Origin of the sequence: Pseudovibrio sp. W64 (assembly GCF_001623145.1) — a bacterium.
Taxonomy (GTDB): domain Bacteria; phylum Pseudomonadota; class Alphaproteobacteria; order Rhizobiales; family Stappiaceae; genus Pseudovibrio.
In genome coordinates this window covers 46,973-61,363 of sequence record NZ_LMCI01000047.1, presented here as the reverse complement: position 1 = coordinate 61,363, position 14,391 = coordinate 46,973, and the positions used below count along the sequence as shown (strand labels likewise).

The window sequence follows — 14,391 nt, the reverse complement described above, 5'->3', positions numbered from 1 at the left end:
CCGCTCCATTAAGCTTCTCTTAAGCATAAATCTTATACAAATTACAACTAAGATTTGAATGGAGTAATTTACGCAATTCAATTTTGAGGGCCGCCTCTTTTAGAAGCGATTGCTGTGTGATTTCGCCCTTTCGTGCGTATTATTTCTTTCATTCAACCAAGTGGTTACGGCTGCGATTGTGCTGTCTGACTGCTTGAGGTTGTGCGCATTCCTCTTTGTTATCAGAGAGTTATAAATCCAGAATGCGTTTAATAATTGGGTGGATGTATTTGGGTGTGTCATGCACCAATACAATTAAGGGAAGACCTGAAATGAGTGCTGCAGTCGGATTTGAAGAAGAGGTAGGCCAATCTGACACGGGTTCAACCAGTTGGCCGATTGCCTTGGGTTGGGTTCTTGCTCTCCTGAGCTTTGGGATGAGTTGGGCTGGTGATACCGGCACAATGAGCATTCTTTCGGGATCAGCTTTCCTTCTTGCTGCTATTCCAACCGCATTGTGGCTGAAAGACAAGGAATCCGGTGCAGCTGACCTGGCTTCCGGCATTTGCCTCGCCATTTTGGCCGCGGTTGCAAGCACTGCTGCTGCTCTTGGTGGATATGCAGAAGGCTGGCAAGTGGACTTCAACATCCTGTTCTTCGCCCCGCTGGTTGTTTTGGGTTCTTCTCGCAATGGCGGCGCGCTTGGCAGTTTCCTTGCAATTTCCGCAATTTATCTTCTTGGTAGCTTGTTCGTTTTGCCTGACTTCCTCGTGAGTGATCAGAGCACCATGTCTGGCAACCTCATCATTCTGGTTCTTCTTGCTGGCGTGACGATGGCCTTCCTGAGCGGTCAGGACGATGCTGAAGCTTCTAACGCGGCAGACAATGCTGCTTCCCCTCAAGCTGCAGTGGTTGCAGCTGAAGTTGCAGAGAACGAACAGAAGATTGCAGAGCAGTCCGAACGTATCGCCTTCTTTGAAAAACACATTTCCGGTCTGCGTGACGTGGTGGATGGGCAGCTGAAGAGCCTTTCACAAAACACGCATAGCATCGTATCTGCTTCCAAAGGCCTGGAGAACGCGACGCATAAATGCTCTGGTCATACCACTGAAGTTGTTTCCTCCTCTGATTCAGCATCCGGCAATGTTCAGACCGTTTCTGCTGCTTCCGAAGAGCTTTCCTCCTCCATTTCCGAGATCGCACGCCAGATTGCGCAGGCCAACGACATGGTTGAAGCTGCAACCCGCGGTGCGCAGGAGACCAACGACACCATTGGCAGCCTTGCAGAAGCTGCAAGCCGCATTGGTGAAGTGGTTACGCTCATTCAGGCTATTGCAGAGCAAACCAATCTGCTGGCCCTAAACGCCACCATTGAAGCTGCCCGGGCAGGTGAAGCCGGTAAAGGCTTTGCAGTTGTAGCCGCGGAAGTGAAAGAGCTGGCCAACCAGACCTCTAAAGCGACTGAAGAGATCGCGTCTCAGGTGTCCGCAATCCAGGGCAGAACCCGGGAAGCTGTGGACGCAATTGGCTCCATCACGTTGACCATGGATGACGTGAACGCCCACACTGGTGCAATTGCAGAGGCAATAACCCAGCAGGGTGATGCGACCAATGAGATTTCAGCTAATATTGCAGCTGCAGCTGACGGCACCATGGCAGTTTCCCAGAGCATTGCCAGCCTGAGTGAAGCCATGAACGAGGCAACAGGCTCCGTCTTCGAAGTGACTGAGAAAGCCAATAAGGTTGATGGTGATCTCAATGAAGTTCACGATACGCTGGAGCGCTTCTTCCACGACGTTGCTTAATTTGCGCTACAAATTCTGATGAAACGGGTCACCTTGGTGGCCCGTTTTGCGTTTGAGCGACGCTTCTGCTCTTCTGAAACGGCTGCCTTGAGGGGAATTTTCGGATTCTTGGGCTGAAATTGATCACAATTTACGCAAAATTACTCAAGAAACGGACTTGGAGACAATTTTATGATTGCCTTGGTCTGACGGGCTGGTATTGAGCATTCTTAATAAGGGTAACCCAAATAAGAATGGACAGGTATGGCGCAGTTTGCGTTTGGAACAGTACTTTTTGTCGACAGGCTTAGCCATGAGCCTGCGCGTCTCTTCCAAGCTCCAAAACGCGTGCTGACCTGCCAAACTCTCTCTGAGGTCCCTCAGTTTCTTCAGCAACTGGAACAAGAACGTAAAGCGGGCCACCATCTGGCAGGCTTCTTCTCCTACGAATTTGGCTTTGCGTTTGAAGAGAAGCTGAAGCAGCGTTTTAAGGGCACAGGCAATGTGCCTCTTGCCTGGTTCGGCGTCTACGATGCACCTCAGCTCTTGACCCGAGATGAAGAAGCCCGATGGCTGGTTGAGGCTGCAGGCAATGAAGCCGCCCCTTCCATTCACATCAACCGGTTTGACATGAGTAAAGGTGACTATGAGAGCGCTTTTGCCAAAACACAGCAGCATCTGGCGCAAGGTGACATCTACCAGATCAACCTGACCATGCGTGCAGAGCTTGAGCAGACTGGAAGCGCAGCTGCTTTGTTTGACAATCTGCTGTTCCAGCAACCGGTTGGATATGCTGCCCTTTTGCATCTGGGTGATCAGAAGGTTCTCTCGATTTCTCCGGAACTGTTTCTGGAGCGCAAGGGCAAGCAACTGACGACACGCCCGATGAAGGGCACAGCTCAGCGTGGGCGCACGAGCGAAGAAGATGCGCGTGTTCGGGACTGGCTGCAGAGTGATGTAAAATCGCGCGCCGAGAACACCATGATCCTTGATCTGATGCGCAATGACCTCTCTCGCATCACCAAAGCAGGCAGTGTTTGTGTTCCGTCTCACTGTGAGGTTGAGCAATACCGTAGCCTGTTCCAGATGACCTCTACCACCACTGGTGAGCTGGTGGATGGAGCTGAACTGCCCGAGATTATTGAAGAGCTGTTTCCGTGTGGTTCCATCACCGGAGCACCGAAGCTTTGGGCTATGGAGATCATTGATGAGCTGGAAAAGAGCCCGCGTGGGATCTACACCGGTTCCATTGGAATGATTGAGCCCAATGGCGATTTCACCTTCAATGTGGCGATCCGCACTCTGGTGATTGACGAGGATGGCGCTGCTGAAATGGGGACAGGCTCGGGTGTTGTATTCGATTCCGGTGCGTCACCTGAATATGATGAATGTCTGCTGAAACTGAACTTCCTGAAGGCGTCAGAAGAGCGTTTCACCCTGTTTGAAACTATGGGCTGGACGCCTGACGAAGGCTACACGTTGCTGGAACGTCATCTGCAACGGATGGCCGACAGCGCGTCTTACTTCGGTTTCAACTGGAACTTAGATCAGGCGTTGAGCGTGCTTTCAGACCATGCTGCAGTGTTTGATCGCGATATGCGGGTTCGGCTTGATCTTTATGAAGACGGACAGTTCATGCTGACGGCGCAGGAAATGCCAGCAGCAAGCGGTGATGACTGGCGAATCTGCCTTGCAGACGAGCGCGTGCATTCACAGGACCGGTTCCTGTTCCATAAAACCAGCCAGCGCGGATTTTACGATCAAACCCGCGCAGAGTATGCTGCTAACTATGGATGCTCTGAGGTCATTTTCCTCAATGAAGCTGGATATCTGACTGAAGGCAGCTTCACCAATCTGTTTATCCGCAAAGACGGCAAGTTGCTCACTCCTGCTCTTACGCATGGGTTATTGCCGGGAGTTTTCCGCGCTGGTTTGCTGGAGCATGGATATGCAGAGGAAGCGGATCTAACTGTGCACGATTTGCGGGCGGCAGACGCTGTCTATGTTGGTAACTCCCTGCGGGGATTGATGAATGCCAGCCTCGTCTCCTTCAGCGCTGACGTAAGCTAGCGCTTCTCTGTTTGGGATCGGCGATGGCATTCCGCTGCATCTTCAATACCTTCTACAAAACTGACCAATGCTATAGCGGAATCTGGCCCTAAACCCCTCCGCTGGCTCAGGCTAGGTTTGACTGCATATCAGAATGTGCAGATCACAGCCGAGCCTGTGACGTGATGGGGAGGACTTGTGCCATGAAAATGACGACCGAAGAGGCCTTTGTAAAAGTGCTTCAGATGCACGGGATTGATAACGCCTTTGGCATTATTGGTTCTGCCATGATGCCGGTTTCGGATCTCTTTCCCGCTGCAGGTGTCAAGTTCTGGGATTGCGCCCATGAATGTAACGCGGGCATGAGCGCGGATGGGTACTCCCGCGCGACTGGTAAGATGAGCATGGCGATTGCTCAGAACGGTCCGGGTATTACCAACTTCGTAACGCCGATCAAAACAGCTTACTGGAACCATACCCCTCTGCTGCTTGTTACCCCGCAAGCCGCCAACAAGACCATCGGACAAGGTGGCTTTCAGGAGATTGAGCAGATGGCTCTCTTCGAGGATATGGTTTGCTATCAGGAAGAAGTTCGTGATCCTTCCCGTATTGCGGAAGTGCTGAACCGTGTGATTGAGAAAGCCTGGCGTGGGTGTGCTCCGGCGCAGATCAACATACCGCGCGATTTCTGGACGCAGGTGATCGACATCGAACTGCCGCAGATCGTGCGCATGGAAAAGCCACGTGGTGGTGTCCAGTCTATCAAGAAGGCTGCTGAGTTACTTTCTGACGCTAAGTTCCCTGTCATTTTGAACGGTGCAGGTGTGGTTCTGAGTGGTGCTATTCAGGCGTCCGCTGCTCTGGCAGAAAAGCTTAGCGCACCAGTCTGTTGTGGTTATCAGCACAATGATGCGTTCCCCGGCAATCACCCGCTTTCCGTTGGCCCGCTTGGCTATAACGGCTCAAAAGCGGGCATGGAAATGATCTCGAAAGCGGACGTGGTGCTGGCTCTTGGGACGCGGCTTAATCCGTTCTCCACTCTGCCTTGCTACGACATGGATTACTGGCCGAAGGACGCCAAGGTCATTCAGGTGGACATCAACTCTGACCGGATCGGGCTGACCAAGAAGGTAAGTGTCGGCATTCAGGGAGATGCTCGTGCTGTGGCGGAGCAGATCCTTGAAGAACTGGCGGATCACGCAGGTAATGAAGGACGTGAAGACCGGGAAGCATTGGTGCACCACGCGAAGTCTGCCTGGTTGCAGGAGCTTTCCTCCATGGACCACGAGGATGATGATCCGGGCACAAGCTGGAACGAGCGCGCCCGTACACGTGAGCCTCAGAAGATGTCTCCACGCATGGCATGGCGGGCTATTCAGGCGGCGCTTCCGAAAGAGGCGATCATCTCCTCTGACATTGGCAACAACTGCGCCATTGGCAATGCTTATCCGAGTTTTGATGAAGGGCGAAAGTATCTTGCTCCGGGCTTGTTCGGGCCTTGCGGTTATGGCTTGCCCGCCATTTTGGGCGCGAAGATTGGGCGTCCTGACGTGCCAGTTGTCGGGTTTGCTGGTGATGGAGCCTTTGGCATCTCCATGAACGAGATGACTGCTTGTGGTCGTGATGACTGGCCACCAATCACCATGGTGATCTTCCGCAACTATCAATGGGGTGCGGAGAAGCGCAACACGACACTGTGGTACGATGATAATTTCGTTGGCACTGAGCTCAATCTGGAAGTTCAGTACGCCAAGATTGCAGAGGCTTGCGGCCTGAAGGGCATTCAGGTGTTCGGCACCGATGAGCTGACCAAGACCCTGAATGACGCCATTGAAGGCCAGATGGAGCGTAACGAGACTACATTCATTGAGGTGATCCTCAACCAGGAACTTGGTGAGCCTTTCCGCAGAGACGCCATGAAAGCACCTGTTGCTGTCGCTGGCATCAACGCGGAAGATATGCGCGAACAAGAACTCGCGTAAGTCCCCCACCAGTGCCCTTCTCGCCTCCTCTCAGAGGGGCATGAACCTTAAAGCCCGCGCAGAGCAAAGCTGCCCGGGCTTTTTTCTTTTAAGCGTCTGCAGAACAACGGAGGTTGCCTGACGATCAGGCTTCGAATAGGCTCACCAGTACACCTTCTCACGTGCATCCCTCTTCAGTCTGCTAATGCTACACCCCTTCTGGAACCTTCATTATGCTAATTGTTTTGAATGGCTATCCCGGTGTTGGGAAGCTGAGCATTGGCCGAGAGTTAGCGGACACTATAGATGCCCGTCTCTTAGACAATCACACCGTCTGGAATCTGGCCTTCGCTCTGACTGAACGGAAAACCCCTGCTTTTTACGAGAGTATTAAGGCTGTTCGTCGCCTTGCTGATGATCTTATATGCGAGCTGCCTACCGGTGTACCTGTGGTCATGACAGAAGCTCTTACCGTTGGGAGTGCATTTTGCGAAGAGTACTGGGCTGGCCTTGAACAGCTCTCGCTATCTCGCGGTCCCCTACTTGTTGTGCATGTGCATTGTGAGCTGGAAGAAAACCAGCAACGCATTCAGAGTTCAGATAGAGACCTGAAGCGCAAACCGCGTGATGCTGACTACGCAGCTCAAAACCACCAGAGAGCGAGAGGTCTCCTTGGCAAAAATGCAAAGCATTTTATGGAGCTGGATGTAACTGAGCTGACTGCTGTAGACGCTGCAGAACGGATTGCCGGCTGGATCAAATGCGTTAAAGCTGAGCAAATGAATGAAGCTGCATCAAACTCATCAGATTAGATTAGCACCTCGCACACAGCGCGAGGTGCTCGCTTAAGTTATGCGTCTTCGACTTCCTTCAGTCCCCGCATACGGAGGCTTTTGGGGTCGTACATTGGCTTGAAAGATGCTTCGGCATCGCACAGGGTGCCTTCTACGTCGATCTGGTAGCTGGAGGCGAGCATGTCTTTGATTGTTTCGCCTTTGCATGGCACGTAGCCAAGGCCAATGGCACCGCCCAGAGTGTGGCCGTAGTTGCCGGAGGTGAGGTAACCGACGATCTCACCATCACGCAGGACTGGTTCGTTGTGATGCAGAAGCGGTTCTGAATCTTTCAGCTTGAACTGCAGCATGCGGGATGAGAGGCCCTCTTCCTTCTTCCGTAAGACCGCGTCTCTGCCGATGAAGGATGGTTTCTTGGGGCTGACAGCAAAGCCGAGGCCAGCTTCCACGACGTGATCTTCCTCGGTGATATCGTGACCGAAATGTCGGAAGCCTTTTTCGATGCGCAGGGAATCCATTGCGTGGAGACCGCAGAGTTTCAGGTCGATATCAGCGCCTGCTTCCACGAGTGTCTCATAGGCATGAGCGGCCATGTCGGTTGAGACATAGAGCTCCCAGCCCAGTTCTCCCACATAGGACACACGATGGGCTCGGGCCAGACCCATGCCGAGCTCGATCTCCTGCATGGTTCCGAATGGATGGTTCTCGTTGGACCAATCGTGATTGGAGACTTTGGAGAGCAGCTCTCTTGAGTTTGGCCCCATCACCACCAATGTGGCTTCACCTGCTGTAATGTCGGTGATGACCACATTAGCGCCAGCCTTGTGCTTATTGAGCCAGCTGAGTTCCCGGATAACAGTGGCTGCTGGAGTTACGAGTAGATAAGCAGTCTCTGAGAGGCGCGTCACGGTGAGATCGGCTTCAATACCACCACGTTCATTGAGGAACTGCGTGTAGACAATTTTGCCGACAGGCACAGACATGTCTCCGCCGCATATATGATTGAGCAGGCTTTCCGCATCCGGGCCTTCAACGCGGATTTTGCCGAAAGAGGACATGTCATAGAGGCCGACATTGTTGCGGATGGCGAGGTGCTCACGCTTGGAGTTCTCAAACCAGTTTGGGCACTTCCAAGAGTATTCGTAGGTCGGGTCTTGCCCTTGATCGGCAAACCAATTGGCGCGCTCCCAGCCTGCAACTTCACCGAAGACTGCGCCAGCTTGTTTGAGATGCTCATGCAGCGGAGAGCGACGGACACCGCGTGCCGTGGCTTTCTGGCGGAAGGGGAAGTGATCGGCATATAGCAGGCCGAGCGTTTCTTTCGAGCGTTGATAGAGGAACGTTTTGTTGCCCATGAACGGCTGCATGCGCCGGATATCAACATCGGAAATATCAAAGGGTGGATGGCCATGCTCCATCCAATGGGCGAGCGCCATACCTGCACCACCAGCGGATTGAATGCCAATGGAATTAAAGCCAGCACAAACAAAGAAGTTCTTGAGTTCCGGCGCCTCACCCAGATGATAGGCATCATCCGGTGTGAAACTTTCAGGGCCATTGAAGAAGGTGTGAATGCCAGTCACTGCCAACTCAGGGAAACGGTTGACCGCTTGTTCCAGGATGGGCTCGAAGTGCTCGATATCTTCTGGCAGTTGGTCAAAACAGAAATCATCCGAGATGCCCTGCATGCCCCACGGCTTGGCAGTTGGCTCAAACGCGCCCAGCAGGATTTTGCCGGCATCTTCCTTGTAGTAGGCACATTCATCTGGCACGCGCAGCGTGGGGAGTTGTGGGAGGCCCACGATGTTATCTGTGACCATGTAGAAATGCTCACAGGCATGTAACGGCACGTTGACGCCAGCCATTTTGCCCAGTTGATGCGCCCACATACCTGCACAGTTGACCACATAGTCAGCTGCGATGTGACCTTGCTCATCACTGCCATCTCGCTGCCAAGAGACACCCGAGACAGCACCATTCTTCTTAGCGATGCCTGTGACTTTGACACCTTCAAACACCTGTGCTCCGCGTTGGCGGGCGCCTTTGGCAAGAGCAAGCGCGATGTTGCCCGGGTCACCCTGCCCATCCTTTGGCAGGTAGACAGCTGCTGTAACATCCTGCGCATTTACATAGGGGTAGCGGTCCAACAATTCTGAGGTGGTGATCTCTTCTACTTCCACCCCAAACGCCCGCGCCATTGCGGCTGAGCGTAGGATCTCGCTGCGACGTTCTTCGGTTAAGGCCACTGTGATTGATCCGTTGCGGCGGAAACCTGTCGCGATTTCGGTTTCAGCTTCCAGCTCGCCATAGAGCTCCTGCGAGTATTTGGCGAGGCGCGTCATGTTTTTGGATGCGCGTAATTGGGCGATCAGCCCTGCAGCATGCCAGGTGGTGCCGCACGTGAGCTGCTTGCGCTCCAGCAGCACGATGTCCTGCCAACCAAGCTTTGCCAGATGATATGCAACTGAACACCCGGCAATACCGCCACCAATGATCACGACACGCGCATTTTGCGGAATAGACTTCGTCATTGATCGCCTCCCCTCAACCAATTTGAAAAACAAAAGAAGAGCACAAATGTGCTCTTCTCAAAACAATAATTTCTTCGATCTATTCAGCTATGAGCGTTTTCCCCATTGCGTCTACGATCTCATCGACATGACTTCGCTCTGCAATAAACGCTGGCGCCAGGATGGCTGTGTCCCCCGTCCATTTGGCGTGACAGCCGTTCCAGAACAACCGCTTTTGCATCTCGTTGCCGCGGATGCCCGGTTTACCGGGAAGCGGGTGAACCTCTACACCGCCCATAAGCCCGTAGCCTCGGATATCCTTCACAATCGGGATATCCTGCAGGGACCAGATTGCATCAAGGAAGTAATCGCTCAGCTCAGCTGCTCGTTCGAACAGGCCTTCTTCCTCGTAAATTTTAAGCGTCGCCAAACCTGCTGCACAGGCTGCTGGGTGTGCCGAATATGTGTAGCCATGGAAGAACTCGATCGCATTTTCTGGCGCTGCTTCGGTGATGGTTTCATAAACCTGATCCGACGCTGCAACGGCACCCATCGGGATTGCTCCGTTAGTGAGTGCTTTTGCCAATGTGATGATGTCTGGCATCACGTTGAACGCATCCACTGCAAACGGTTTTCCGAGACGTCCGAAGCCAGTGATCACTTCATCAAACACCAGCAGAATGCCGTGCTCGTCACAGATCTGGCGCACACGCTCCAGATAGCCTTTTGGCGGGACGAGCGTGCCAGTGGAGCCTGCAACAGGTTCAATGAACACAGCGGCGATTGTGGAGCCGCCGTAGGTCTCACAGAAGCGCTGCAGATCATTTGCCAGTTCCACACCGGTTTCCGGCTGGCCTCTTGTGAAGGCATTTTCCTCGTTCCACGTATGGCGCATCATGACGATGTTTGGCATGACAACCGGGAAAGTTTCGCGGTTTTTGACCATACCAGCCAAAGAGACACCGCCCATATTCACGCCGTGGTATGCCCGCTCGCGGGAGACAAAGCGAGTGCGCTGTGCAGCACCGTTTGCACGATGATAGGCCATGACCATTTTCAGCGCGGTATCGATGGCCTCAGATCCTGAATTCACAAAGAACACGTGATTGAAAGGCTCTGGCATAATTTTGGTGAGTTTTGCCGCAAACTCAAAGGATGTCGGCTGGCCCAGCTGGAAGGGCGCTGTGTATCCGTTCTGCATCATCTGCGCATGAACGGCATCCGCAATCGACTTGCGCGCATGGCCTGCAGGCACGTTGAACAGCCCGGAAGAGCCATCGACCAATCTGTCACCGTTTTGATTCCAAAGGTACATTCCCTCTGAACGGGTGATGAGACGCGGTGCGCTCTTAAATTCTTTGTTTGCGGAAAACGGCATCCAGTGTTGCTCAAGAGAATTGGTTTTCGCTTGTTCAATCGGCTCTGCAAGGACACTCATCTCGATCTTTCTCCTAGAACACTGAGTTATTCGCCAACAGTTCCCCAGAGGTACTGTGAGAAATATCTTGTCGCCGAAATAATAGGTCAGATAGGTCCAGTTGTTCTTGACCATAGAGCCAGATGAACTCATGCTGATACTTCACTCGTGATTTGGAGGGAGGGGCCAGCCATGAGATACAGCTTGTTTTCCGTTGACCGGGATGACAGTACGACGCTGCAAAGCCAGATCAGGGAGATGCTCGTCTCTGCTATTCTTTCCGGCCAACTTGCTGAAAACACACCTGTTCCTTCAACGCGTGCGTTGGCGAAACGGTTAAGTGTTTCGCGCAACACGGTCATGCTGGCCTATCAGGCACTGGCGGCGGATGGGTATCTGATTACCCGTGAACGATCCGGGTTTTATGTGTCGCCAGAGGTGATTGAGAATCTGGGACAGCTGCCTGATCGGGTCCAGCCCAAGGAACAAGTTCCCGGTGATCGTGTGGATTGGGCTTCTAAGTTGCGGCTTACACCGTCCACTCAATTCAATATATTGAAGACCGAGAACTGGCACAGCTATCCCTACCCGTTCATCTACGGTCAGGTGGACCCAACGCTGTTTCCCATCAGCGCGTGGCGGGATTGTGTACGCCAGACAATGAGCATCAAATGGCTGGATGCCTGGACGGACGACCGCTTTACGGCTGATGATCCGATGCTGATTGAACAGATCCAGCGGCGCATCTTGATCCGGCGCGGTGTGATTGCCGAATCTGATGAGATTCTGGTGACGATGGGTGCGCAAAATGCTCTGTTTCTGATCGCGCATTTGTTTGTGAAGCCGGATACACCTGTTGCAGTGGAAGACCCCGGATATCCTGATGTGCGAAACATCATGCGACTCAGGAGTTCCGACATAAGGGCCATTCCTGTGGATGAGGAAGGCATACGGGCCGATATGCTTGGGGATGCCAAGCTGGTGTATGTGACGCCGAGCCATCAGTTCCCCACCAACACCACGATGACGATGAAACGCCGTCGCGAGGTGCTGGAATGGGCGGCTCAGTCCGACGCTCTAATTATTGAAGATGATTACGAGTACGAGACCAACTATCGCGGGCAACCGACCGCTGCTTTGCGGTCTGTCGATGCATCTGGGCGGGTGCTTTATGTGGGAAGTCTTTCCAAGTCCATCATGCCGGGGTTGAGGATTGGGTTTATTGTGGCACCGAAGCCGGTGATCAAGGAAATCCGCGCCATGCGGCGGCTGATGCTCCGCCATCCGCCGGGCAACAACCAGCGCAGTGTTGCGTTGTTTCTGGCACAGGGCTCACAAGATGCGTTGATCAGCAAGTTGCACCATGCCTATTCAAGTCGCTGGAATGCGCTGAGCGAAGCTATGGAAACGCACTTTCCCGGCTGGGCGCAGGTTTCTGCGTTTGGTGGGTCGTCCTTCTGGGTGAGCGGGCCACCTGAACTGGATGCAACGGTTCTTGCCCAAGAGGCGCTGAAGCAGGGTGTGCTGATTGAGCCGGGGAACGTGTTCTTTGCAGATGCGAACCAAGGTAAAAACTATTTCCGCCTTGGCTTTTCTTCAATCCACGCCGATAAAATTCCAAAGGGCATAGAATTACTATCGGAGGCTGCAGATAAATTGCTGCGTCGCAGCACAAAAAGTAGAGATTGCTCATATACATCAGCATAAACATAGGATTCTTCGTTTATTTATACAGAAGAATCACTGTTATTGAGAAGCTACGAGCCAATCTTCCGCAGAGATATAGAGAATAATATTGGCAGATTGGGCACTTATAAATGAATGCGGGTCGAGAAATACTGTCTGGTTCCATCGGGTTTCAGCAACTGGCACTACCGGGACCTGCGGTTTCATAGTGTCCTCAATTGCTGAAAGCTTAGGTTTAAGGAAGTCCCAAGAATAGGGAACGCGTAAAAATAACGAGGGAATAAGAACTTAGCACCGCAGAGGGGGAATAGAGATGGCATTGAAGAAGCTTGCAGGAAAACTGGCTCTTGCAGCAGGCATGGTCGCGAGTCTTGGTATGAGCTCTGCTCACGCGCTTGAGAAAATCACCGTAGCCTATTTTCTGGAATGGCCCACCGCGAACCAAGCAGCCCAGATTGACAAGACCTACGACGAAGCGCTGGGTCTGGAAGTTGAGTGGCGGGCGTTTGGCAACGGAAACGAAATGGTTCAGGCCATGGTTTCCGGTGATGTGCAAATTGCGTACAGCAATGGGTTCGTGCCTTTCGTTGTTGGTGTTTCCTCCGGTGCTCCAATCAAACTTGTCGGCGTCGCCGTGACTTATGCTGAGAACGACCTTTGCATTGTGCGCAATGACACCGGTATTACCAAGGCAAATGCCAAGGAGTTGGAAGGCAAGAAGGTTGCCACTCCGATTGGCAACGTCACCCATTACAAGCTGATCCGCACGCTGGACCATCTGGGCGTTGATATCAACAAGGTGAACCTTGTGCAGATGAACCCTGCTGATGCGGCTGTTGCTGTTGTACGCGGTGATGTGGCGATGGGCTGCGCCTTTGGTGGTGCGCTCGACCGGATGAAAACGGTTGGCACTCCGCTGATGACTGGTGCAGAGCAGGAGGCCGTTGGCATCAATACCTTTGATGTGGTGAACGTGACCAGCGACTTTGCTGCTGAACATCCTGATCTGGTGAAGAAGTTCATGGAGGTCACCAATCAGGCCAACACTGCTTACAATACAGACCCTAACGCCATGTACGACAAGATTGCGCGTGCTGCGGGTATGGATATTGAGCCTGCGAAGAGGATGATCGCGAACTTTGGCTTCCCAAGCAGTGAAGAGCAGTTGAGTGAGAACTGGCTCGGCGGTGGCATTCAGGCTGCAGCAAAAGGCGTGGCGGATGTCATGGTTTCTGCTGGCGGGCTTGATGAAGCACTGGATGATTACTCCCAGTTCGTCGACGCCAGCTATCTTAAATAAAAGACTTTTGAAAATGGCGGGCAATGTCCCGCCATTCTTCCAATAAAAAGACCGGGCGAACCAGGCATTTTCCAAAGAACCGGGAGAAGCGCTTTGAGTGGAATAGTTGCCGACAATATCTCTATGGTGTTCACCCTTCCCAACGGTGATCAAGTCCATGCTCTCAACAACGTCAATTTGAATGTGAAGGACGGTGAAATCGTCTCCGTTCTTGGTCCATCGGGATGCGGTAAAACTACTCTTCTCAACATCATTGCAGGCTTTCTTCGCCCCACCTCCGGTAAAATCATCCGTGAGAATGTGGATGTGACAGGCCCCGGCTCTGACCGCGGAATGGTGTTTCAGCAGGGCGCCTTGTTTGAATGGATGACGGTTGAAAAAAACATCGCATTCGGACCGAAAATGGCGGGGCGGCCTGCAGCGGAGACCAAACGCAAAGTAGACGAGCTTTTGCAGATTGTCGGCTTGCAGGATTTTGGCAAAAAGCCAGTCTATCAGCTCTCCGGTGGCATGCAGCAACGCGTCGCTTTAGCCCGTTGCCTTGCTAACGATCCGGAAGTGATCCTGATGGATGAGCCTCTGGGTGCGCTGGATGCTTTGACCCGCGAGAAGATGCAGAGCCTTGTGCTGAAGCTTTGGAAAGAGACCCGCAAAACCATCATTCTCATCACACACTCTGTTGAAGAAGCCTTGTTCCTTGGGGAGCGGCTTATTGTGATGGCCCCGCGTCCGGGCCGTATTCTACGTGAGTACGAGCTGCCGTTTGCGGATCGCGGATTGGTGGAGAGCCCACGCCAGATCAAAGCTTCCCATGAGTTTGTGGAGACGCGTGAGGAAGTCCTGTCCCTTATTTGGGGCATGGAAGAAGAGATTATGGGCAACGACCAAGCTCTTGAACCAGCATAGGAGGC

Annotated in this window: 9 protein-coding genes; 7 read left to right on the top strand and 2 right to left on the bottom strand. The window is 52.9% G+C overall.

Features of this window, described 5'->3' with window-relative positions:
- Window positions 1–311: 311 nt before the first annotated feature.
- From PsW64_RS25895 to PsW64_RS25880, 4 genes are all read left to right on the top strand, one after another.
- Window positions 312–1,784 (top strand): methyl-accepting chemotaxis protein, encoded by a 1,473-nt coding sequence (locus PsW64_RS25895; protein WP_063305492.1) that lies wholly within the window; start codon window positions 312–314, stop codon window positions 1,782–1,784.
- A 243-nt stretch (window positions 1,785–2,027) separates the two neighbouring features.
- Window positions 2,028–3,833, top strand: a complete 1,806-nt coding sequence (pabB, locus tag PsW64_RS25890) for an aminodeoxychorismate synthase component I (protein ID WP_063305491.1) — start codon at window positions 2,028–2,030, stop codon at window positions 3,831–3,833.
- Window positions 3,834–4,015: 182 nt separating this feature from the next.
- Window positions 4,016–5,794, top strand: coding sequence for a sulfoacetaldehyde acetyltransferase (gene xsc, locus PsW64_RS25885; RefSeq protein ID WP_063286688.1), 1,779 nt, complete (start codon window positions 4,016–4,018; stop codon window positions 5,792–5,794).
- A gap of 212 nt (window positions 5,795–6,006) precedes the next feature.
- Window positions 6,007–6,585 carry an AAA family ATPase gene (locus PsW64_RS25880; RefSeq protein WP_063305490.1) on the top strand — a complete coding sequence of 193 codons (579 nt, stop codon included), beginning with the start codon at window positions 6,007–6,009 and terminating at the stop codon, window positions 6,583–6,585.
- A gap of 38 nt (window positions 6,586–6,623) precedes the next feature.
- Here PsW64_RS25880 and PsW64_RS25875 read toward each other — a convergent pair whose 3' ends face one another.
- Window positions 6,624–9,098 carry a GcvT family protein gene (locus tag PsW64_RS25875; protein WP_063305489.1) on the bottom strand — a complete coding sequence of 825 codons (2,475 nt, stop codon included), beginning with the start codon at window positions 9,096–9,098 and terminating at the stop codon, window positions 6,624–6,626.
- Window positions 9,099–9,177: 79 nt separating this feature from the next.
- Window positions 9,178–10,515 (bottom strand): aminotransferase class III-fold pyridoxal phosphate-dependent enzyme, encoded by a 1,338-nt coding sequence (locus PsW64_RS25870; RefSeq protein ID WP_063305488.1) that lies wholly within the window; start codon window positions 10,513–10,515, stop codon window positions 9,178–9,180.
- A 171-nt stretch (window positions 10,516–10,686) separates the two neighbouring features.
- On the opposite strand from PsW64_RS25870, the gene pdxR reads away from it, so the two are divergent.
- From pdxR to PsW64_RS25855, 3 genes are all read left to right on the top strand, one after another.
- Window positions 10,687–12,201 (top strand): MocR-like pyridoxine biosynthesis transcription factor PdxR, encoded by a 1,515-nt coding sequence (gene pdxR, locus PsW64_RS25865; protein WP_063305487.1) that lies wholly within the window; start codon window positions 10,687–10,689, stop codon window positions 12,199–12,201.
- A 292-nt stretch (window positions 12,202–12,493) separates the two neighbouring features.
- Entirely contained in the window at window positions 12,494–13,480 is a 987-nt protein-coding gene (locus PsW64_RS25860) for a taurine ABC transporter substrate-binding protein (RefSeq protein WP_063305486.1), read from the top strand.
- A 123-nt stretch (window positions 13,481–13,603) separates the two neighbouring features.
- Window positions 13,604–14,386 carry a taurine ABC transporter ATP-binding protein gene (locus PsW64_RS25855; RefSeq protein ID WP_057464093.1) on the top strand — a complete coding sequence of 261 codons (783 nt, stop codon included), beginning with the start codon at window positions 13,604–13,606 and terminating at the stop codon, window positions 14,384–14,386.
- Window positions 14,387–14,391: the final 5 nt, after the last annotated feature.

Coding starts and splice junctions, on each gene's coding strand:
- PsW64_RS25875 (WP_063305489.1), bottom strand. CDS start 9,098: ATGACGAAGTCTATTCCGCAAAATGCGCGTGTCGTGATCATTGGTGGC.
- xsc (WP_063286688.1), top strand. CDS start 4,016: ATGAAAATGACGACCGAAGAGGCCTTTGTAAAAGTGCTTCAGATGCAC.
- PsW64_RS25880 (WP_063305490.1), top strand. CDS start 6,007: ATGCTAATTGTTTTGAATGGCTATCCCGGTGTTGGGAAGCTGAGCATT.
- pdxR (WP_063305487.1), top strand. CDS start 10,687: ATGAGATACAGCTTGTTTTCCGTTGACCGGGATGACAGTACGACGCTG.
- PsW64_RS25870 (WP_063305488.1), bottom strand. CDS start 10,515: ATGAGTGTCCTTGCAGAGCCGATTGAACAAGCGAAAACCAATTCTCTT.
- PsW64_RS25895 (WP_063305492.1), top strand. CDS start 312: ATGAGTGCTGCAGTCGGATTTGAAGAAGAGGTAGGCCAATCTGACACG.
- pabB (WP_063305491.1), top strand. CDS start 2,028: ATGGCGCAGTTTGCGTTTGGAACAGTACTTTTTGTCGACAGGCTTAGC.
- PsW64_RS25855 (WP_057464093.1), top strand. CDS start 13,604: ATGGTGTTCACCCTTCCCAACGGTGATCAAGTCCATGCTCTCAACAAC.
- PsW64_RS25860 (WP_063305486.1), top strand. CDS start 12,494: ATGGCATTGAAGAAGCTTGCAGGAAAACTGGCTCTTGCAGCAGGCATG.